General features: G+C 55.8%; 23 protein-coding genes. 15 read left to right on the top strand and 8 right to left on the bottom strand.

Translation table 11 applies throughout. The features are described from left to right. Positions 1 to 17: 17 nt before the first annotated feature. The 3 genes from ACFPLB_RS14755 to ACFPLB_RS14745 form a co-directional block, all read right to left on the bottom strand. Positions 18 to 599, bottom strand: a complete 582-nt coding sequence (locus tag ACFPLB_RS14755) for a cob(I)yrinic acid a,c-diamide adenosyltransferase (protein WP_378230988.1) — start codon at positions 597 to 599, stop codon at positions 18 to 20. Between the two features lie 78 nt (positions 600 to 677). Beyond that, a complete protein-coding gene (locus ACFPLB_RS14750) occupies positions 678 to 869 on the bottom strand; it encodes a twin transmembrane helix small protein (protein WP_378230986.1) in 192 nt (63 codons plus the stop codon). A 34-nt stretch (positions 870 to 903) separates the two neighbouring features. Beyond that, on the bottom strand, positions 904 to 1743 hold the full coding sequence (locus ACFPLB_RS14745) for an SDR family oxidoreductase (RefSeq protein WP_378230984.1): 840 nt from the start codon (positions 1741 to 1743) through the stop codon (positions 904 to 906). 59 nt (positions 1744 to 1802) lie between these two features. Between ACFPLB_RS14745 and ACFPLB_RS14740 the strand changes: the two genes are divergently transcribed. Further along, positions 1803 to 2672, top strand: coding sequence for a YihY/virulence factor BrkB family protein (locus tag ACFPLB_RS14740; RefSeq protein WP_378230981.1), 870 nt, complete (start codon positions 1803 to 1805; stop codon positions 2670 to 2672). On the opposite strand, the gene ACFPLB_RS14735 is transcribed toward ACFPLB_RS14740, so the two are convergent. Beyond that, positions 2632 to 3534: a DMT family transporter gene (locus tag ACFPLB_RS14735; protein ID WP_378230979.1), complete on the bottom strand. Its 903-nt coding sequence runs from the start codon at positions 3532 to 3534 to the stop codon at positions 2632 to 2634. The genes ACFPLB_RS14740 and ACFPLB_RS14735 overlap by 41 nt on opposite strands. Before the next feature lie 119 nt (positions 3535 to 3653). On the opposite strand from ACFPLB_RS14735, the gene ACFPLB_RS14730 reads away from it, so the two are divergent. Together ACFPLB_RS14730 and ACFPLB_RS14725 are read left to right on the top strand one after the other, a co-directional pair. Continuing rightward, positions 3654 to 4295 (top strand): DNA-3-methyladenine glycosylase family protein, encoded by a 642-nt coding sequence (locus tag ACFPLB_RS14730; protein ID WP_378230977.1) that lies wholly within the window; start codon positions 3654 to 3656, stop codon positions 4293 to 4295. A gap of 189 nt (positions 4296 to 4484) precedes the next feature. Further along, positions 4485 to 5042, top strand: coding sequence for an HNH endonuclease (locus ACFPLB_RS14725; protein WP_378230974.1), 558 nt, complete (start codon positions 4485 to 4487; stop codon positions 5040 to 5042). 158 nt (positions 5043 to 5200) lie between these two features. Here ACFPLB_RS14725 and secA read toward each other — a convergent pair whose 3' ends face one another. Both secA and ACFPLB_RS14715 read right to left on the bottom strand, forming a co-directional pair. Further along, a complete protein-coding gene (secA, locus tag ACFPLB_RS14720; protein WP_378230972.1) occupies positions 5201 to 7927 on the bottom strand; it encodes a preprotein translocase subunit SecA in 2727 nt (908 codons plus the stop codon). Between the two features lie 105 nt (positions 7928 to 8032). Continuing rightward, positions 8033 to 8182 carry a hypothetical protein gene (locus tag ACFPLB_RS14715; protein WP_378230969.1) on the bottom strand — a complete coding sequence of 50 codons (150 nt, stop codon included), beginning with the start codon at positions 8180 to 8182 and terminating at the stop codon, positions 8033 to 8035. Here ACFPLB_RS14715 and ACFPLB_RS14710 point away from each other — a divergent pair. The 6 genes from ACFPLB_RS14710 to ACFPLB_RS14685 all read left to right on the top strand — a co-directional run bounded on the left by ACFPLB_RS14710 (position 8181) and on the right by ACFPLB_RS14685 (position 12341). Next, positions 8181 to 9095 carry a peptidylprolyl isomerase gene (locus ACFPLB_RS14710; protein ID WP_378230967.1) on the top strand — a complete coding sequence of 305 codons (915 nt, stop codon included), beginning with the start codon at positions 8181 to 8183 and terminating at the stop codon, positions 9093 to 9095. The two genes, ACFPLB_RS14715 and ACFPLB_RS14710, sit on opposite strands and share 2 nt — an antisense overlap. A gap of 137 nt (positions 9096 to 9232) precedes the next feature. Then, a complete protein-coding gene (argJ, locus tag ACFPLB_RS14705; protein ID WP_378230965.1) occupies positions 9233 to 10474 on the top strand; it encodes a bifunctional glutamate N-acetyltransferase/amino-acid acetyltransferase ArgJ in 1242 nt (413 codons plus the stop codon). 2 nt (positions 10475 to 10476) lie between these two features. Continuing rightward, entirely contained in the window at positions 10477 to 11256 is a 780-nt protein-coding gene (locus ACFPLB_RS14700) for a GNAT family N-acetyltransferase (RefSeq protein ID WP_378230964.1), read from the top strand. A 3-nt stretch (positions 11257 to 11259) separates the two neighbouring features. Then, the gene (gene mutT / locus ACFPLB_RS14695; protein ID WP_378230961.1) at positions 11260 to 11667 is read left to right on the top strand and encodes an 8-oxo-dGTP diphosphatase MutT; all 408 of its coding nucleotides are present in this window, start codon (positions 11260 to 11262) and stop codon (positions 11665 to 11667) included. Between the two features lie 100 nt (positions 11668 to 11767). After that, positions 11768 to 12082 carry a hypothetical protein gene (locus ACFPLB_RS14690; protein WP_378230958.1) on the top strand — a complete coding sequence of 105 codons (315 nt, stop codon included), beginning with the start codon at positions 11768 to 11770 and terminating at the stop codon, positions 12080 to 12082. 82 nt (positions 12083 to 12164) lie between these two features. Further along, positions 12165 to 12341, top strand: coding sequence for a Flp family type IVb pilin (locus tag ACFPLB_RS14685; protein WP_378230955.1), 177 nt, complete (start codon positions 12165 to 12167; stop codon positions 12339 to 12341). A gap of 44 nt (positions 12342 to 12385) precedes the next feature. On the opposite strand, the gene yihA is transcribed toward ACFPLB_RS14685, so the two are convergent. Beyond that, complete coding sequence (gene yihA, locus ACFPLB_RS14680; protein WP_378230953.1) at positions 12386 to 13069, bottom strand: ribosome biogenesis GTP-binding protein YihA/YsxC; 684 nt, start codon at positions 13067 to 13069, stop codon at positions 12386 to 12388. Positions 13070 to 13273: 204 nt separating this feature from the next. Here yihA and ACFPLB_RS14675 point away from each other — a divergent pair, with 204 nt between their 5' ends. Together ACFPLB_RS14675 and ACFPLB_RS14670 are read left to right on the top strand one after the other, a co-directional pair. Further along, positions 13274 to 14500, top strand: a complete 1227-nt coding sequence (locus ACFPLB_RS14675) for a polyhydroxyalkanoate depolymerase (RefSeq protein ID WP_378230951.1) — start codon at positions 13274 to 13276, stop codon at positions 14498 to 14500. Between the two features lie 226 nt (positions 14501 to 14726). Then, positions 14727 to 15350, top strand: a complete 624-nt coding sequence (locus ACFPLB_RS14670; RefSeq protein WP_378230949.1) for a transglutaminase-like cysteine peptidase — start codon at positions 14727 to 14729, stop codon at positions 15348 to 15350. An 89-nt stretch (positions 15351 to 15439) separates the two neighbouring features. Here the strand turns inward: ACFPLB_RS14670 and ACFPLB_RS14665 are convergent, their stop codons facing one another. Further along, entirely contained in the window at positions 15440 to 16324 is an 885-nt protein-coding gene (locus ACFPLB_RS14665; protein WP_378230948.1) for a class I SAM-dependent methyltransferase, read from the bottom strand. Between the two features lie 80 nt (positions 16325 to 16404). On the opposite strand from ACFPLB_RS14665, the gene ACFPLB_RS14660 reads away from it, so the two are divergent. Genes ACFPLB_RS14660 through ACFPLB_RS14645 form a run of 4 tightly spaced genes read left to right on the top strand, consistent with a single transcriptional unit; the run spans position 16405 to position 18763 of the window. Then, positions 16405 to 17160 (top strand): double zinc ribbon domain-containing protein, encoded by a 756-nt coding sequence (locus ACFPLB_RS14660; RefSeq protein WP_378230945.1) that lies wholly within the window; start codon positions 16405 to 16407, stop codon positions 17158 to 17160. A gap of 30 nt (positions 17161 to 17190) precedes the next feature. Next, positions 17191 to 17454 (top strand): glutaredoxin 3, encoded by a 264-nt coding sequence (grxC, locus tag ACFPLB_RS14655; protein ID WP_378230943.1) that lies wholly within the window; start codon positions 17191 to 17193, stop codon positions 17452 to 17454. Between the two features lie 29 nt (positions 17455 to 17483). After that, positions 17484 to 18341: a carbon-nitrogen hydrolase family protein gene (locus tag ACFPLB_RS14650; RefSeq protein ID WP_378231404.1), complete on the top strand. Its 858-nt coding sequence runs from the start codon at positions 17484 to 17486 to the stop codon at positions 18339 to 18341. Further along, entirely contained in the window at positions 18338 to 18763 is a 426-nt protein-coding gene (locus ACFPLB_RS14645; RefSeq protein WP_378230941.1) for a DUF1178 family protein, read from the top strand. Before ACFPLB_RS14650 ends, ACFPLB_RS14645 begins: the two co-directional genes overlap by 4 nt. The last annotated feature ends 2 nt before the right edge of the window (positions 18764 to 18765 follow it).

Here is an 18765-nt window from a genome sequence, read left to right as displayed (position 1 = left end):
TGTCCACAAATGCAGGTTCAACGGTTCTTGCCAGGCACCCATAGCACATCGGCATTTCCATTATCATTGACCGCTCGCGCTGCCACAAACAAAAGATCCGACACACGGTTGATGTAGCGGATGCCTTCGGCATTGACATGTTCGCCCGCAATCTGGGCCAGCGCCACCATATCGCGCTCGGCACGGCGGGCGACCGTGCGGGCCAGATGCAGTGCTGCTGCCGCCGGTGTTCCGCCATTGAGCACAAAAGAGCGCAACGGCTGAAGCTCCTTGTTCAACAGATCAATATCCTGTTCCACGCGCTCAACCTGTGAGGCAATGATACGCAGCGGCTCATAGTCGAGCTTTTTGCCCGTATCGGGCGTGGACAGATCGGCGCCAAGATCAAACAGGTCATTCTGGATACGGCTGAGCATGGCATCGATGTCGGGATGTGTTGTTGCCGTATGCACGCGGGCCATGCCGATGCAGGCATTGGCTTCATCCACCGCACCATAGGCTTTTACCCTTGTGTCGCATTTCAGCCGCCGCTCACCGCTGCCAAGACCTGTGGTGCCGGCATCGCCGGTGCGGGTGTAAATCTTGTTCAGCCTGACCATATTTTCCTCCACACGAACACGCCCAAAACAGGAAATGCTCTAAGTTTTGTTTATATGCATCTGTGCTCACAAAACGCTTTAGCGGCTGGAAAGATACAAAGCCAGCAGCAGAAAAACCAGCGCGACAAACTGAAAGGCGATGCGTGCCTGCATCAACTTGTTGGATTTGCTGCCTGACCCGCTTTGCATCATGTTGATGAGGCCGCGGATCAGCACCACAACCACGGCAATCATGAAGAGGATGGCGATGATGTTGAAGACGGTTGCCATGATAAAATATCCGGTTTGTGTCGGGTCGGTGCGGTCAGGCCGCTTTTGAAAGAATTCGATAAAGCAGGCGCGCTGGCAGCAGGCGTTTTAACACGATGCCAGCGCGTGCAGGTGTGGTGACCACATAATGGGCCCGGGGCCGGGGTGATACAAGCGCATGATGAAGCGCCTTGTAGACGACCTGCGGGCTGGCGCGGGTTTTTCTTTCACTCTTGCGAGCCTGCTCAAGCTGGGCGCGGTAATCCTTGCGATAGCGGGAGTTTGCGTAATCGATATATTTTAAAAACCAGGTCATGCCATTTTTGTGAATGTTGGATTCCACTGGCCCTGGCTCGATCAGCGCAACATGGATGCCGCTATCCTCCAGTTCCTGGCGCAACACCAGCATCAGCCCTTCCACCGCATATTTGGAGGCGCAATAAGCCCCGCGCAGACGTGCGGGCATCAGGCCCAGAATGGAAGAGCAATGCACCAGCCGGCCATGGCCTTGTGCGCGCATGGCTGGCAGAACACGGCGGGTCAGGTCATGCCAGCCAAAGACATTGGCCTCAAACTGTTCGCGCAGCGCCTCGACCGGCAGATCTTCGACGGCGCCTGCCTGTGCATGGGCGCCATTGTTGTAAAGTGCGTCAAGGCGTCCGCCTGTGCGCTCCAGAACAGCCGATACCAGCGCCTCGATCGAATCCGGCTCGCGATAATCGAGATAAAAGGCTTCAAAACCGTCACGTTGCAGGGCTTCAATATCCTGCTGCTTGCGCGCCGTGGCGAATACACGCCAGCCATCGGCCTTCAGGGCGCGGGCGCAATAGGCGCCAATGCCTGAAGACGCACCGGTGATGATGATGGTGGGTAATTCTGCTATGGGGCTGGCCATGCTTTTACAGGGGCTTGTCATTCAGGGGCGACTCTTCCCATATTCGCGGCTCTGATTCAATGCGAGACATGCCATTGCTACGCAAGATTGCAGCCATCAGGCGTGTTCTTTACGACGCGCTGGGCCATTTCAATAATGATGATGGGTGGGCGATGGCCTCGCATCTGGCCATTTCGGCGCTGATGGCGCTGTTTCCTTTCCTGATTTTTGCAACGACGCTGGCCTCGTTTCTAGGGGCGCAGGCTTTTGCCGATACGGCTGTACATCTGGTTTTTGATACATGGCCGGAGCAGATTGCTCAACCAATAGCGCGTGAAGTGCGTGATGTGCTTACCGTTCAGCGCGCCGACCTTTTGACCTATGGTGTGCTGCTGGCCGCGTTTTTTGCTTCCAATGGCATTGAGGCGCTGCGCACCTCGCTCAACCGGGCCTATCGGGTTGTAGAAAATCGGGGAATTATCTACCGCCGTGTGCAAAGTCTTGTTTTTGTGCTGATTGGCTCTGCGGTTTTCTTCGCTATCAGTGTGTTTTTGGTGTTTGCACCACTGATGGCGCGTCTTGCGGAAGCCAGATTTGAGTGGATCGGCCCCTATATGGGCACCATTACCTTCTGGCGTTATTTTGTTGCTGCGGGGGTCATTATCGGGGCCTTGTTTGCTGTTCATATGTGGTTGCCCGCCGGACGCCGCAGTTTTTTGTCGATTTTGCCGGGTATTGCCTTCACACTGCTTGCCTGGGTTTTCGGTTCAACCGTGTTTGGCGTCTATATTGACAATTTTTCGGCCTATGCCTCGACCTATGCCGGTCTTGCCTCGATCATGATTGCAGTGGTTTTTTTATATATCGTGTCGGCAATTTTTATCCTTGGCGGTGAATTGAACGCGGCCATCAGCCGTTACCTGGAAGCAAGGGCGCGGGTTCGCGCCTGAAGCTCGGCGCACGTATGGTCGCAAGTCCGACGCCCGCGGTGGTGATGGCCATTCCTGCCATCTGCATCAGGGTCAGGTTTTCACGAAACAACGCCCATGCCATCAGCGCAGTTGCTGCCGGGACCAGATAAAACAAAGATCCTACCTTTGACATTTCGCCATCACGGATGAGGATCATCAGCAGGAAAACTGCTCCCACCGACAAGACGAGCACCAGCCAGACAAGGGCAAAGACAAGCTCGCCGTTGATTATGATCGTGCGTGTTTCAAAAAGCAGTGCACAAGGGACAGTCACAGCGGCTGCGCCGATATATTGCCAGAAGGTTCCGGTCAGCAGATTGCCGCTTACGCCATGGCGCTTTTGCCAGATGGTGCCAATGCTCATGGCAAACACAGCGCATATGGCCGCACCCAATGTGGCCATATTGATACCGCTGCCACTTATGCCAAGGGTGGGCCACAGCACGATGGTGACACCGGTCAAACCGATGGCAAGGCCCAGCCAATGACGGCGCAGGATTTTTTCACCAAGCAATTGTCCGGCCATGACAGCAATGATGAGCGGTTGCAGCCCGGCAAGCAGTGCGGTCAGGCCAGCGGGCATGCCCTGATGGATTGCCCAGAACATGCCGCCGAGATAGACGCCATGTATCAGTGCACCGACGATGATTGCATGAATGGCCATGCTGGCCGGAATTTTTGGAGCGCCCAGAATAACAATCAGCAGAGCGAAAATGGCTGCTGCGATGATGAGGCGTGCACTGAGAAAGGTGAAAGGCTCTGTCCATGGCATGGCATAGCGGGCGCCGATGAAACCAGAGGCCCACAATATGATGAACAAGGGTGGAATGAGTCGTTTCATCAAAATTCTTTCTGGCAGGCTTTAAGCAAAAAACCATCTGGTTGCTCAACTCTTGTGAATTGCTACTCTTGGGGATCAGGCTGCACAAGTAGCCTTACCGGATAAGTCGCTGACATCATATGCAACGGATTGAAACAGAAGATCACATTGCTCTGGGCCTGGCAGAATTGTGCTGCCTCGATCCCCGGCTTTTGGCGGTCAGGCAAAAGGCAGGCGAGGTTCGGCTGCGTTTATCGGAACCCGGCTTTGCCAGTCTTGCGTCCATTCTGGTGTCGCAGCAGGTGTCACGCGCCAGTGCCGATGCCATATTCGCCCGGCTGACCGCATTGTTAAATCCGCTTACCCCGCAAGCTGTTTTAAACGCTGACGAGACCGTGTTTCGTCAGGCTGGCCTGTCGCGCCCCAAGCAGCGCAGCCTGCTGGCGACGGCGCAGGCGGTGATGGATGGGCTTGATCTTGATGGGTTATGCGTGCCTGATGCGGCATTCGCGCACCGGCAACTAACAGAAATTTCCGGTATCGGCACATGGACGGCGGATTGTTACCTGCTGTTTTGTGCGGGCCACCCCGACATTTTTCCGGCGCGTGATGTCGCCTTGCAAAGTGCTGTCGGGCACGCTTTTTCCATTGAGCCACGCCCTGATGAAAAAGCGCTTTTGAAAATAGCCGAAGCATGGCGTCCATGGCGGGGTGTCGCTGCCCGGCTGTTCTGGGCCTATTATCGTGAGTGGAAGGGGCGCGAAGCGGCTCCGCCAGCGTGAAACTATAAAAATACGCTTCACATGCCTGTCATGAGGCATACATTATTGTCCTTAGAGCATCGGACCGAAAAGTGGAATCGGTTTTCGGATTATTCCGATGCTCATTCAAAGTGTTAGAGCGTCCTTTGTGCGTCCGATTGGACGCACGGCGCTCTAATCTGACGCAAACAGGCAAGGAGGTTGGGTCACGTGACGGTTGCCGTATCTGTGGGTGGGCTTCCTGCACTGGTGCTGAATGCGGATTATCGTCCGCTCAGCTATTATCCGCTTTCGCTATGGTCGTGGCAGGATACGGTCAAGGCGGTGTTCCTTGAGCGTGTAAACATTGTCGCCGAATATGATCAGCTTATTTCGTCGCCCGGCTTTTCGATGAAGCTGCCAAGTGTGATCAGTCTCAAAACCTATGTGAAACCGTCGCGCTATCCGGTTTTTACGCGCTTTAACGTGTTTTTGCGTGACCGTTTTTGCTGTCAGTATTGCAATGCGACAGAAGACCTGACTTTCGATCATCTGATTCCACGGTGTCGCGGTGGCATGACAACCTGGGAAAATATCGTGGCTGCCTGTTCGTCCTGCAATTTGCGCAAAGGCGGCATGTTGCCGTCACAGGCCAAAATGTGGCCCCGGCAAAAGCCGCGACGTCCGAGCGTTCAGGAACTGCACAATAATGGCAGGCGTTTTCCGCCAAACCATTTGCATGAAAGCTGGATGGATTTTCTCTATTGGGATGTCGAACTGGAACCATGATCTTAGAGCATTTCTTGTTTTCACAAAAAACGGATGAAATGCTCTAAGCTCTTGTTTTAGAGCGCCGTGCGTCCTGTCGGACGCACAAAGGACGCTCTAACTCTTTGAATGAGCATCGGAATCATCCAAAAACTGATTTCACTTTTTGGTCCGATGCTCTAAGCAAATGAACCGTGGCAATGCTTGTATTTCTTGCCTGAACCGCAAGGACAGGCCTCGTTGCGGCTGATCTTGCCCCATGTGGACGGGTCAGCGGGATTGCGGTTTTCCGGCGCGACGATGGTGCTGGTTTCAGCATGCACGAGCATGGCTGCATCACCAGAATTATCTTCGCCGGTGGCCGCATCAATATGCTGGCCATGGGATTCGGGAGCCTGTGGCGGCGGGGCGTCTGCGGCCTGGCGAACCAGTTCCACGCGCATCAACTGTGCGGTAACCGCCTGCCGGAGATTGCCGAGCATGGCCTGGAACAGCTCAAAAGCCTCGCCCTTATATTCCTGCAACGGATCGCGCTGGGCATAGCCACGGAAACCGACGACCGAGCGCAAATGATCCAGATTGACGATGTGCTCACGCCACAGATGGTCGAGCGTCTGCAAGACAACAGAACGCTCGACATAATTCATCACCTCAGGGCCGAAGCGCTCGGCGCGATCGCTGGCGGCGGCATTGGCGGCATCGGTAAGACGCTGGCGAATGTCTTCCTCGGCAATGCCTTCTTCGGCTGCCCATGCCTCGACGGGCAGGTCGAGATTGAGATGTTGCGCAATTTCAGCCTTGAGACCGGGCAGATCCCACTGTTCGGGATAGGCGTTTTCGGGAATTGCCTTGTTGACGATTTCCTCAATCACGCCCTCGCGCATTTCAGCAATGGTTTCACCCAGACCCTCGCCATCCATGAGTTCGAGGCGCTGTTCAAACACCACCTTGCGCTGATCGTTGGAAACGTCGTCATATTTCAGCAGGTTCTTGCGGATGTCGTAGTTGCGGGCTTCCACCTTGGTCTGGGCTTTTTCCAGAGCCTTGTTGATCCAGGGATGGATGATCGCCTCGCCTTCCTTCAGGCCGAGTTTCTGGAGCATGCTGTCCATGCGCTCGGAGCCGAAGATGCGCATCAGATCATCTTGAAGCGACAGGTAGAATTTGGAGCGGCCGGGGTCGCCCTGACGGCCGGAACGACCGCGCAACTGATTGTCGATGCGCCGTGATTCGTGGCGTTCGGTGGCCAGCACATAAAGACCGCCAGCCGCCAGCGCCTGTTCCTTGAGCTTGGCGACATCCTCGCGGATGGCTTTTTCAAGCGCCTCGCGCTCAGGCCCGGCAGGCATGTCGCCCAGCTCTTCTTCAATACGCATATCGGCATTGCCGCCAAGCTGAATGTCGGTGCCGCGGCCCGCCATATTGGTGGCGATGGTGACGGCGCCGGGCTTGCCGGCCTGAGCAACGATAGAGGCTTCGCGCTCATGGTGGCGGGCGTTAAGGATCTCGAAGTCTTTCAGGCCTTCCTTTTGAAGGCGCTTTGCCAGATCTTCGGATTTTTCAATGGAGGTTGTGCCAACCAGAATGGGCTGATTCTTGGCGCGCGCCTGCTTGATTTCCGCAACGATCGCCTGGAATTTCTCTTCGACGGTGCGGTAAACCTCATCATCCTCGTCGATGCGCTGCACCGGCAGATTGGTCGGGATTTCAGTCACTTCCAGCCCGTAAATGCTGCCAAATTCTTCGGCTTCAGTCAGTGCCGTTCCGGTCATGCCTGACAGTTTTTCATACATGCGGAAGTAATTCTGGAAGGTGACGGAGGCCAGTGTCTGGTTTTCCGGCTGGATCTGGACATGTTCCTTGGCTTCCAGCGCCTGATGCAGACCTTCCGAAAAACGGCGACCGGGCATCATGCGGCCGGTAAATTCGTCAATGATGACGATTTCGCCATCACGCACAATATAGTCCTTGTCGCGCTGGAACAGGCGGTGGGCTTTGAGCGCATTGTTGACGTGATGGACCATGGCGACGTTTTCAACGTCATAAAGCCCGTCGCCTTTCAGCAGATCGGCAGCCCGCAGCAGATTTTCCAGCTTTTCGGTGCCGTCTTCGGTGAAAATGGCGGTCTTCTGCTTCTCGTCAACCTCATAATCCTCCGGCTTGAGCTGGATGATGAAAGTATCGACGGTGTTGTACATCTCCGAACGGTCTTCAAGTGGACCGGAGATGATGAGGGGGGTGCGCGCCTCATCGATGAGGATGGAATCCACCTCGTCGACGATGGCGTAATTGTGGCCCCGCTGCACCATCTGGGCGCGTTCATATTTCATGTTGTCGCGCAGATAGTCGAAGCCGAGTTCATTATTGGTGGCGTAGGTGATGTCGCAGGCATAGGCTGCGCGCCGTTCCTCATCGGAAAGGCCGTGGACAATAATGCCGACGCTCAGGCCAAGAAAGCGATGCAGCCTGCCCATCCAGTTGGCGTCGCGCGAGGCCAGATAATCATTGACGGTGACGACATGCACGCCCTTGCCGGAAAGTGCATTGAGATAGGTTGGCAAGGTGGCGACCAGTGTCTTGCCTTCGCCGGTGCGCATTTCGGCGATGCCGCCATTGTTGAGCACCATGCCGCCAATCATCTGCACGTCGAAGGGGCGCATGCCAAGCACGCGCCGCGATGCTTCGCGCACCGTGGCGAAAGCAGGCACCAGAAGGTCATCGAGGGTGGCGCCTTCGGCAAGTTGCTTGCGGAACTGGTCCGTGCGCGCCTTCAACTGCTCGTCGGAGAGGGCCTTGAGTTCCTCCTCCAGCGCAGCTATTGCGGCTGTTCTGGTTCTGAACGATTTAATGCGCCGGTCGTTTGACGACCCAAAAATCTTACGGGCGAGACCGCCGAGACTGACCATGAAATGGCCCTTTCGATTGCAATCTTAAGTCGTGCGGCACAAGCCGGATTGCCCGTCTTAGCCGCCTTTGCGCACGGGGAATACCATAAATCGTCATGAAAACGGTTATGGACGCAAACTCGTGGGACAGATAAGAGTCACCATCAACGATGTCAACGGCGCGATCTTTTTCATGATGACGCGGAATTCCGCCACATTCACAAGTTCCTGAAAGCGCTTGAGCCGTTTTTCAATCTCCACCGGAGTTTTTTTCATGCCTTTTTCTTATCGCCGTATCACACTTGCCAGCCTGGGGCTTGCCGTCAGCCTTTCTGCCCTGGCAGTGGCGCCACTTGTTGCCCAGGCACAGGAAGCGGCTGCACAGACAGCAACCGAGGCGCCCGCACCGGTCGATCCGCAGGCTGTGGTGGCAACAGTTGACGGCCAGCCGATCACCGAAGCCGATCTGGAATTGACGCAAAACGAACTGGCTCAGCAATTTGCGCAATTACCACAAGAGCAGCGCCGTGCGGCTGCCCTTTCGGCAGCGATTGAAGTCAAGGTCTTGTCGGGCAAGGCCATTGCAGACGGCCTCGACAAGGACGAGGATTTCCAGCGCCGTGCAGCGTTTTTGCAGCAGCGTGCCTTGCATGGCGAGCTTGTTGAAAAGGAAGTGGTGGGCAAGATCACCGATGATGAAATCCGCGCCCGCTATGATGCAGAAATTGCTTCTGCGCCGCCGGTTAACGAAGTTCATGCCCGCCACATTCTGGTGAAAACCAAAGAAGAGGCTGACAAGATCGTGCAGGACCTCGACAAGGGCGGCGATTTTGAAAAGCTGGCCAATGAAAACACCACCGATCCGAGCGGCAAGACCAGCGGCGGTGATCTTGGCTATTTCGGTCCCGGCCAGATGGTGCCGGAATTTGAGAAAGCCGCCTTTGAGATTGATGTTGGCAGTTATGGCAAGGAGCCGGTGCAGAGCCAGTTTGGCTGGCACATCATCAAGGTTGAGGACAAGCGCGTCAGGCAGCCGCCAGCATTTGATCTGGTCAAGGAGCAGATCAGGCCGCTTGTGATCCGGGACAAGTATTTTGCGCTGGTCAAACAGGCCCGTGCCGACGCCAAGGTGGAAATTCCCGACGCTGAGCTGAAAAAGGCCGTGGAAAGCGCTGACGGTAGCCAATAAGCATTTTTTGCTGTCGAGAGTGAAAAAGGCCGGCGTTCGCGTCGGCCTTTGTTTTATGGACGCCCTCAAATATCTTGCGTGATGACGCGCTATGAGGCAAATCCTGTCATATCCATTCTCCTGAGTGTCGAGGCTCCATGTCCACCGCCATTTCCCCGCTTGCGCCCAAGACCTACCCCAAAATGCCAGCCATTGAGGGGGTGCGTATGGCAACCGCTGAGGCGGGCATCAAATATAAGGGCCGGACGGATCTTCTGGTCATGGTTTTTGACCCCGATACTTCTGTGGCCGGGGTGTTTACCCGCTCCTTATGTCCATCAGCGCCGGTTGATTTCTGCCGCCAGAACCTGCCTGCCGGCAAGGCGCGGGTGCTGGTGGTCAATTCAGGCAATGCCAATGCCTTTACCGGCCAGAAGGGGCGCGCGGCAACTTCTGCTACCGGAAAGGCAGCGGCAAAGGCAGCCGCCTGCAGTGAGGGGGACGTGTTTCTGGCGTCCACCGGGGTGATTGGCGAGCCGCTGGATGCGGGCATATTCAGTCACCTTCTGGAGGGGCTGGTGAAAGAGGCGCAGCCCGACAAGTGGGCAGAGGCCGCCTGCGCCATCATGACCACCGACACCTACCACAAGATAGCCACCGTAACGGCGAAGCTGGGTGATGTGGATGTGACCATCAACGGCATTGCCAAGGGGGCGGGGATGATCGCACCCGATATGGCGACCATGCTGTCCTTCATCGCCACCGATGCGCCGATTGCCGCTCCTGTTTTACAGGCATTGCTTGCCAAAGGGACGGGCAAAACCTTCAATGCGGTGACGGTTGATTCCGATACGTCAACCAGTGACACATTGCTTTTATTTGCAACCGGTGCTGCGGCAAAGCGCGGTGCGCCTGTTATCAGCGATGTGAAAGACCCGCGCCTTTCATCCTTCAAACGGGCACTGGACAAAATCCTGAAATCACTGGCCTTGCAGGTGGTGCGCGATGGAGAAGGCGCGCGCAAGCAGATTGAAATCAGGGTGGAAGGCGCAAAATCATCGCGCTCAGCCAAACGTGTTGCGCTTTCCATCGCCAATTCGCCGCTGGTCAAGACAGCTGTGGCCGGTGAGGATGCCAATTGGGGCCGTGTTGTCATGGCGGTTGGCAAGGCGGGTGAACCGGCTGATCGTGATCGCCTGTCGATCTGGTTTGGCGATCATCGTCTGGCGCATGAGGGCGAGCGTGATCCATCTTATTCGGAAGAGGCAATTTCTGCCTATATGACGCGTGACGAGATCGTCATCCGTGCCGATCTTGGCATCGGACGCGGCAAGGCAACTGTCTGGACCTGCGATCTGACCAAGGAATATGTCGCTATCAACGGAGATTACCGGAGCTGAGTGTGTTGTCCTTTCCAGGTGAGCAACTGGCTGCAGTGCGCCGCTATGAGGCTGCGGGTTTTCGTGCATGGCCAGCAGCAGCGGTTCATTATGACGGAACATGGGCGATCCGGCTGACCGCTGGCCATCCGGCCAAGCGGCTCAACTCGGTCAATCCGCTGGACCGGGGCGATGTGGCTAATATTGCCGAGCGGGTGGAGCGCGCCGCCCGGCGGTTTTATTCCTATGGGCGGCCATTGACGTTTCGGGTCTCGCCGCTGGCTGGCCCGGAATTGTCAAGCTGGTTTGATCAGCAGGGCTGGACCCGTTTCGATGAATCGCTGGTCATGCACCTGCCCCTGGCGCAGGCGCAGATTGAAGGTGCGATTGACCAGATACCGCTTAAGGATATTGGCCGGTTTGTATCTGCTTCCCTGAAGGTTCAGGGGGCGGATGCTTCATTGCGTGCGGGGCTTTCTGAGCTGATTGGGGCGATTGAACCGCCAACCGGGCTGTTTGCCATGGAACGTGCGGGCGAGCCGCTGGCAACCATGATCTGTGTGCATGACAGCGATCTGGTCGGGCTTTTTGAAGTTATCACCCATGCGGCAGAACGTCGGCAGGGCCATGGCCGCAAGCTGCTTTTATCGGCATTGAAATGGGCGCGCCTGCGCGGAGCAGGGCAGGCCTGGTTGCAGGTGGAGGCCGCCAATGAGCCCGCGCTGGCTTTGTATCGCTCATTGGGTTTTACCGAAGTCTATCGCTATCATTATCGGCGTCCACCACCATTGTCAGGAGCTTGACGGGTGACGAACAAGCGTCTTTTGCTGGTCAGCGCCTGTGCGCTTGTTGATGCGGATGGGAGGGTTCTGCTTGCCCAGCGCCCACAGGGCAAACAGCTTGCCGGTCTGTGGGAATTTCCTGGCGGAAAGGTGGAGCCGGGTGAAACACCGGAAGAATGTCTGGTGCGTGAACTGCGCGAGGAACTGGGCATTGAAACACAGATACCTTGTCTTGCGCCGCTGACTTTTGCCAGCCACAGCTATGAAGATTTTCACCTTTTGATGATGCTTTATGTCTGCCGCCGCTTTACCGGCACGCCGCGCCCGCAAGAGGCGCAGGCCCTGAAATGGGTGCGGCCACGCCAGATGCGCGATTATCCCATGCCGCCTGCGGACGCGCCGCTGATCCCCTTTCTGATCGATCTTTTATAGCGATTGGTTTTATTAGCCTCACATTAACCATAGCGTGAAAAACTCATGTCAGCCTTGGATCTTTTCCGATCTGACGAGGCGCGTGATTTCGGGGGCGAAATTGAAACCTGACGGTGATTGGCGTTTTGGTGGCCGCCGCGGCGGCGGCACGGCCATGCGGCCCGGCATGGGGATGTTGAAGATAACGCTTGCACTTGGCGTGACGGTGATCGTGCTTTGCTTGTTTGCAGTCTCCCTTCTGGAGCAATACGGCTCACAGCAATGGTCTGATGCTGCGCCCGCCGGGATTGATTTCATGAGTACCGGATCTGTAGCGCGTGGTGATACTTATACGCTACGGCGCAGTGTCTTGCAGCCAACACCGGCTTCTGCCTGCCTTATTCGTGCAAACGGGGCAAGAAGCGGTGCGTGCTGAACTTACCAATTGTTAAGCCTGTTGCGTTGACCTTCCTTAATTCTCCTCCATTAGCATCTCTTGTTCAAAGGGAGATTTGCTGGTGGTGGGACAGGTCCGGCTTTTCTGCGATAATCAAAAGGGCAGTGCCGCCATTGAATATGGCCTTATCGCCGCGCTGATTGCGCTTGCCATTTTGGTGGCGCTTGGCGGGCTGGCCGATGAGGTCATAGCCATGTGGAATTCCAACAGCAGCAAGATGGCTGAGGCGGTTCATTAAAGCGGGTCGCATGAATCTGAAAGATTGCGACACGCTTTACGGGCTTATTTTCCTTGTGTGGCGAGGATAATGGCGGCGCGCAACTCATCCAGCCCTTCGCTTTTTTCGGAAGATGTCGCCAGAACGAACGGAAAGGCGGCAGGGCGGCGCCGGATTTTTGCAAGCGTTTCTTCAATCAGCCGCTCGACACCGGCAGCTTTGATCTTGTCCGTTTTGGTCAGCACGATCTGATAGGAGACGGCTGCCTTGTCGAGCAGGGACAAGACATTTTCATCATTGGTCTTGATGCCGTGGCGGGCGTCGATCAGCACATAGACGCGCTTTAAGGTCACGCGCCCTTTCAGATAGTCAAAGACAAGTTTTGTCCATTGATCGACCTGTGTTTTGGGTGCCTGTGCATAGCCGTAGCCGGGCATGTCAACCAGCGCCATCGGCGGCAGATCACCTTGTGCGCCTGAAAACCCGTCCGGGACAAAATAATTGAGTTCCTGAGTGCGACCTGGCGTGTTGGAGGTGCGCGCCAGCCCTTTTTTGTTCACCAATGCGTTGATGAGAGAAGATTTTCCGACATTGGAACGCCCGGCAAAAGCAATTTCGGGCGGGCCTTCCGGCGGCAGGAATTTCATGGCGGGAACGCCGCGGATGAACACCCATGGCCGTGCAAACAAGGTTATGTCGAGACCGTCAGACGGCGCTCTGGCTGGGATGATGTGATCCGGGCCGGTCATGGGCTGCCTTTCACGGCTTTTGAGAATGAGTGGTGCTTATAGGGGGCAATGTGCAAAGCGTCCAGAACGCCGGATGATGGGTGAAATTGCCCCGGATGTACAGAAAATCAGGATAATATGTTGCGCTGCCGCAATTTATTGCTAACTTTGCCCTTTCACAGGTTAGCGGTCCGGCGCTGCCGTTTTTACAGGTCCTGACCCTAAATGTATTATCAGTTTTATGAATTGAACCATGCCGCCTTGCAGCCTGCACGGGCTTTTGCAACGGCAATGCGGTCTTTCTACTCAAATCCTTGCAATCCGCTTTCAACAACCTTGTTTGGTCGTTCGCTGGCGGCAACGAGTGAATTGTTTGAACGCACCACCCGCCATTATGGCAGGCCGGAATTTTCAATTCATGAAACTACGATAGATCAGAACCGTGTTGACGTGACAGAAAATGTGGTCTGGTCGCGCCCCTTTTGCAATCTGCTGCATTTCAAGCGCAACCTGCCGGTCCAGCACGGTTCTGATCCCAAAATCCTGATGGTTGCACCCATGTCGGGCCACTATGCCACGCTGCTGCGTGGTACGGTGGAAACCATGCTGCCGCATGCAGATGTCTATATTACAGACTGGATTGATGCACGCATGGTGCCGGTCAGTGAAGGGGGCTTCGATCTCGATGATTATATTACCTATGTCATCGAGATGCTGCATTTTCTGGGGCCTGACACCCATGTGATGGCCGTTTGTCAGCCTTCGGTGCCGGTTCTGGCGGCTGTGGCGGTGATGGAGCAGCAAGATGACCAGCTGGCGCCTGCCTCCATGACGCTGATGGGCGGGCCGATCGATACCCGCCGCAGCCCGACGGCTGTCAATGTTTTGGCGGAAGAAAAAGGGCTGGACTGGTTTAAAGACACGGTCTTGATGGATGTGCCCTGGCCTGCTCCCGGTTTCGGGCGCAAGGTCTATCCGGGCTTTTTGCAATTGTCGGGCTTCATGACCATGAATCTTGACCGCCACCTTATTGCTCACAAGAATTTTTTTGAGCAACTCGTCAAAGGAGACGGGGACAGTGCCGAAAAACATCGGGCGTTTTACGATGAATATCTGGCCGTGATGGATCTGGCCGCCGAATTTTATCTCCAGACGGTGGAAGAGGTGTTTATCAACCATGCCTTGCCCAAGGGCAAATTGCGCTATCAGGGCGCGCTTGTTGACCCCGGCGCCATTCGCCATGTGGCGTTGATGACTGTCGAGGGGGAAAACGACGATATTTCCGGGCTTGGCCAGACACAGGCGGCGCATGATCTGTGCGTCAATCTGGGGCAGGAAAAGCGCGCCCATCACATGCAGCCGCGTGTTGGCCATTATGGCATGTTCAACGGTTCGCGCTTTCGCGCTGAGATTGCACCGCGCATCATTGAATTTATTGCAAAAAATCGTTAGAGCATCGGACCAAGAAGTGGAATCGGTTTTTGGATAATTCCGATTCTCATTCAAAGAGTTAGAGCGTCCTTTGTGCGTCCGACAGGACGCACGGCGCTCTAGAAACCGACCTCTGTTGCAGATTAACCGCGCTCGGTAACCATAATTGGAAACACCCTTCTCCCTTGATTGACACGAAGTGTAAATCATCGTTAACATTTCGTTAACAAACAGGGATGACGGGGATATGCTCTCCATTTCGATGCGGTTGCGCCTGATCTGGGTCAGGACAAGCAGGGCTATAGTGGCATTGATCGCGATGATGGCGAGCTCCGCCGCCTTTGCCGGGCCGATGATGACGGGAGGTGTTACCTCGCAGCCGATTGGGCATTATGAATTTTGTCAGGGAAATCGTGCAGAATGTTCTGTGCGCTCAGCCAGACGCGCTCCGGTCAGCATGACGGCTGAATTGTGGGAGGCGCTGATAAAAATCTCGGCCAGCGTCAACGCCGCTGTTACCCCGATGAGCGATCTTGAAATTTACGGCAAGGAAGAGGTCTGGGCCTATCCGGTCAATGGCGTCGGTGATTGCGAGGATTATGTGCTGGAAAAGCGTCGGCAATTGCATGCCATGGGCGTTCCCTTGTCGGACTTGCTCATTACTGTGGTGCGCAAGCCTGACGGCGAGGGCCATGCCGTGCTGACGGTGCGCACCAGTGCCGGTGATTTTGTACTCGACAATTTGCGTGACGATGTGCGTTCCTGGGAAAAAACCGGCTATCATTTTCTCAAGCGGCAGGCATCGAACCACACAGGGCGCTGGGTTTCAATCCAGCATGATCAGCAGGTTCTGGTCGGTTCGGTTCAGTAAGGTGCCAAAAAGGCTTTAATTTCTTTTTCTGGCCGCATGATCTTATCCGAAAAGCCTGCAGTTTTTCTAAGATCATGCGGCCAAAAAGATCATTGATTGCCTGAATGTTTGAGCGCTTCAGCCAGAGACATTTTTGCACTGCCGGGCCTCAAAGGCTTTTGCTGTGAAGGGTCAGGGGCCCAGCCGGACAGCCACACAATCTGGAAACTTGCCCGGATGCGCCCGTCCGGGTCTGAAAAACGCTCGGCATAGATTTCGGCAGCGCGGCTGAAAAAGGCGCGGCTGACGGGCTTGCGCGAGCGCGAAGCCAATATGTTGGTTTCTCCCATAGCGCGCAGGTCGGCCATCAGCGCAAAAAGATGATCATAGCGCACACTCATGGTCTCGACATCGGCCACAGGCAATGCAAGCCCGGCGCGCTGCAGCAGGGCGCCAGCGTCGCGCACATCGACAAAGGGGCTGACACGCGGGCTGATGCCGCCATAAAGCTCGGTCTCGGCAGCCATCAGGCTTTCGCGCAATTCGGCAAGCGTTCCCGCCCCTGCCATAGCCGCCAGAAACAGGCCGTCCGGGCGCAGTGCCCGCCTTGTCTGGGCCAGCAGGCCCGGAATGTCGTTCATAGCCTGCATCGACAGCAAGGATACAACAAGATCAAGGCTTTGAGGCTCGAAAGGTAGGGTTTCAAAAGGTGTCAGCAGGGTTTTTTCATTTGTGAAAAACGCAGCATCACATTCTACTTGCAAAATCTGCCCGGCCTTGCCGGTTTGCGCGATGGTCTCTGCTGCTGCTGGTGTCTGACAAAACAGCGTGGCTGCCTTGTTAAAACTGCGCCCGACAGAAGAAAGCCGCTCGTTGAGATCGCTGGCGACCCGCTGCATCAGGAAATCACCGCCTGCGGCCTTTCTGGTCAGAGCGCGATATTTATGGGCCAGCCACAGGTTTGTGTCGAACAGCTTGTGCACGGCGTGTTCCATTTCCGGTTTTCTTGCTACATTTGCCAATTGCTCAACAGGTGGCTGATCGGGAGGGGGAGATCAAGGGGTTTGAGAAGATCATGCTTGAATGGTCGGCACAGATCCTGTTTCCGCCGGTCTGTGCAGGGTGCCGTCGCCATGTCAGCCAGCCCGGAGTGCTTTGTGCGCAATGCTGGCCCAGACTGCGCTTTCTGGAACGGCCCTGGTGCCCGGTCATGGGCACCCCTTTTGCGCATGAGATGGGGGAGGAGTTTTTATGTGGAGAAGCCCTTGCCGATCCGCCCCCTTTCGAGCGCTGCCGGTCTGCCGTTTCCTATCATGGCGTGGCCTGTGACATGGTGCGCGGCCTGAAATATCATGACCGCACCGATCTTGCCCCATGGATGGCTGTCTGGATGGCGCGTGCGGGGCGTGAATTGCTGGCTGAGGCTGACATGATTGTGCCTGTGCCGCTTTATTGGCAGCGCTTTTTCAAGCGTCGGTTCAACCAGTCCGCCGAACTGGCGCGGGCGCTGGCAAAACTGGCGGAGCGGCCGTTTGAACCCTCCATCGTGCGCCGTCAGCGCCAGACCCGGCCACAAGTGGGGTTGAAACTGCGCGAACGGCAGGACAATTTGCGCGGTGCTTTTCAGGTTGGCAAGCCGGAAAGGCTGAGGATTGGCGGGCGGCGCGTCTTGCTGGTTGATGATGTCTACACCACAGGCGCAACGGTCAGGGCGGTTGCTTTGACCTTGAAGAGGGCAGGCGCTGGCGCGGTTGATGTGTTGACCTTTGCCCGCGTGCTTGCCGATGCCGACGCAGGGGACTTTCAGCCTGAGACAACTGACCTTATATAGGCTGATGAACAGACAGGATTTGAATGACCCATGGTTGATGTAACCATCTATACGCGGGCTATGTGCAGCTATTGCACCGCTGCCAAGCGGCTGCTGGACAGCAAGGATGTGGCCTATACGGAGCATGATGCTTCATTTTCGCCGGAACTGCGCCAGGAAATGATGACACGCGCCAATGGGCGCACAACATTTCCGCAAATATTCATTGGCGACACACATATTGGCGGCTGTGACGATCTTTATGCGCTGGAGGCGGCAGGCAGGCTCGATGCGCTTTTAGGCCAGATCGCCTGATATGATTTGACAGGACAAGGGTGATGCAGATGGGTGTGTTCAAGGTTGCAGCCGTGCAGATGCGCTCGGGGGAAAGCCCGGAGCGTAATGCAGCCGATATGGAGATTTTGGTGCGTGAGGCTGCCGCCAAGGGCGCAACCTATGTGCAGACACCTGAAATGACCGGGGCCATGGTCCGCGAAAAACAAACACGCGATGCTTTGTTTGTTTCTGAAGATCGTGATGTGATTGTAAAGGCTGCGCGTCGGCTGGCGGCAGAGCTTGGTATTTTCTTGCATATCGGCTCGACAGCCATCCGCCGCCCGGATGGCAAAGTCGCGAACAGGGCTCTTGTATTTTCTCCAAAGGGAGAAATTCTGGCAATTTATGACAAGATCCACATGTTTGATGTCGATCTGGATCATGGCGAAAGCTGGCGCGAATCTGACGGTTATGAGCCGGGATCGCAGGCCGTTATTGCCGAAATCGATGGTGTGAAATTCGGCATGGCGATCTGTTATGATCTGCGCTTTCCGCAGCTTTTTCGGGCTGAATCGCTGGCAGGCGCGCAGGTGCTGACCGTTCCGGCTGCTTTTACGCGCCAGACCGGCGAGGCGCATTGGCATGTTTTGTTGCGGGCGCGCGCTATTGAGAACGGGGCCTTTGTCATTGCGGCCGCGCAAGGGGGGCTGCATGAAGACGGGCGTGAAACCTATGGCCATTCGCTGATTGTTGATCCATGGGGCCGTATTCTGGCGCAAGCCGATCATGATCAGCCGGGGGTGATCGTGGCGGAAATCGATCCGGCTCAATCGGCGCTGGCGCGTGGAAAAATCCCCAATCTGAAGAATTCACGGGAATTTACGCTGGTTAAAGCCAGTGAAAAAGCCGAAAGGGTGGAGCCTTGATTCGCTTTTCTCTTGTCTGTGAGCAACACCATGAATTTGAGGCGTGGTTTCGCAGCAGTGAAGATTTTGAAGCGCAACAAAAACGCGGCTTCATTGAATGTCCGTCCTGCGGCTCGTCAAAAGTTGACAAGGGGCTGATGGCGCCGGCGATCTCCACCTTGCAGAAAAAGGAAAAAATAGCACTTGCCAGAGATGAGGCCCAAAAGCAGGCGCTGGAGGCCATGAAGGCGATGGCTGCAAAAGTGCGCGAGAATGCCGATTATGTGGGCGATAAATTCGCCGAAGAAGCTCGAAAAATTCATTTTGGTGAAGCTGACCAGCGCGGCATTTATGGCGAGGCCACACTGGAAGAGGCTCGGAATCTGGCTGATGACGGCATCGACTTCATGCCGCTGCCGACATTCCCCGAAGATCAGAACTGATT

Source organism: Aquamicrobium segne (genome assembly GCF_042656785.1).
Taxonomy (GTDB): Bacteria; Pseudomonadota; Alphaproteobacteria; order Rhizobiales; family Rhizobiaceae; genus Mesorhizobium; species Mesorhizobium segne.
This window is presented reverse-complemented; position numbering and strand designations above follow the sequence as displayed.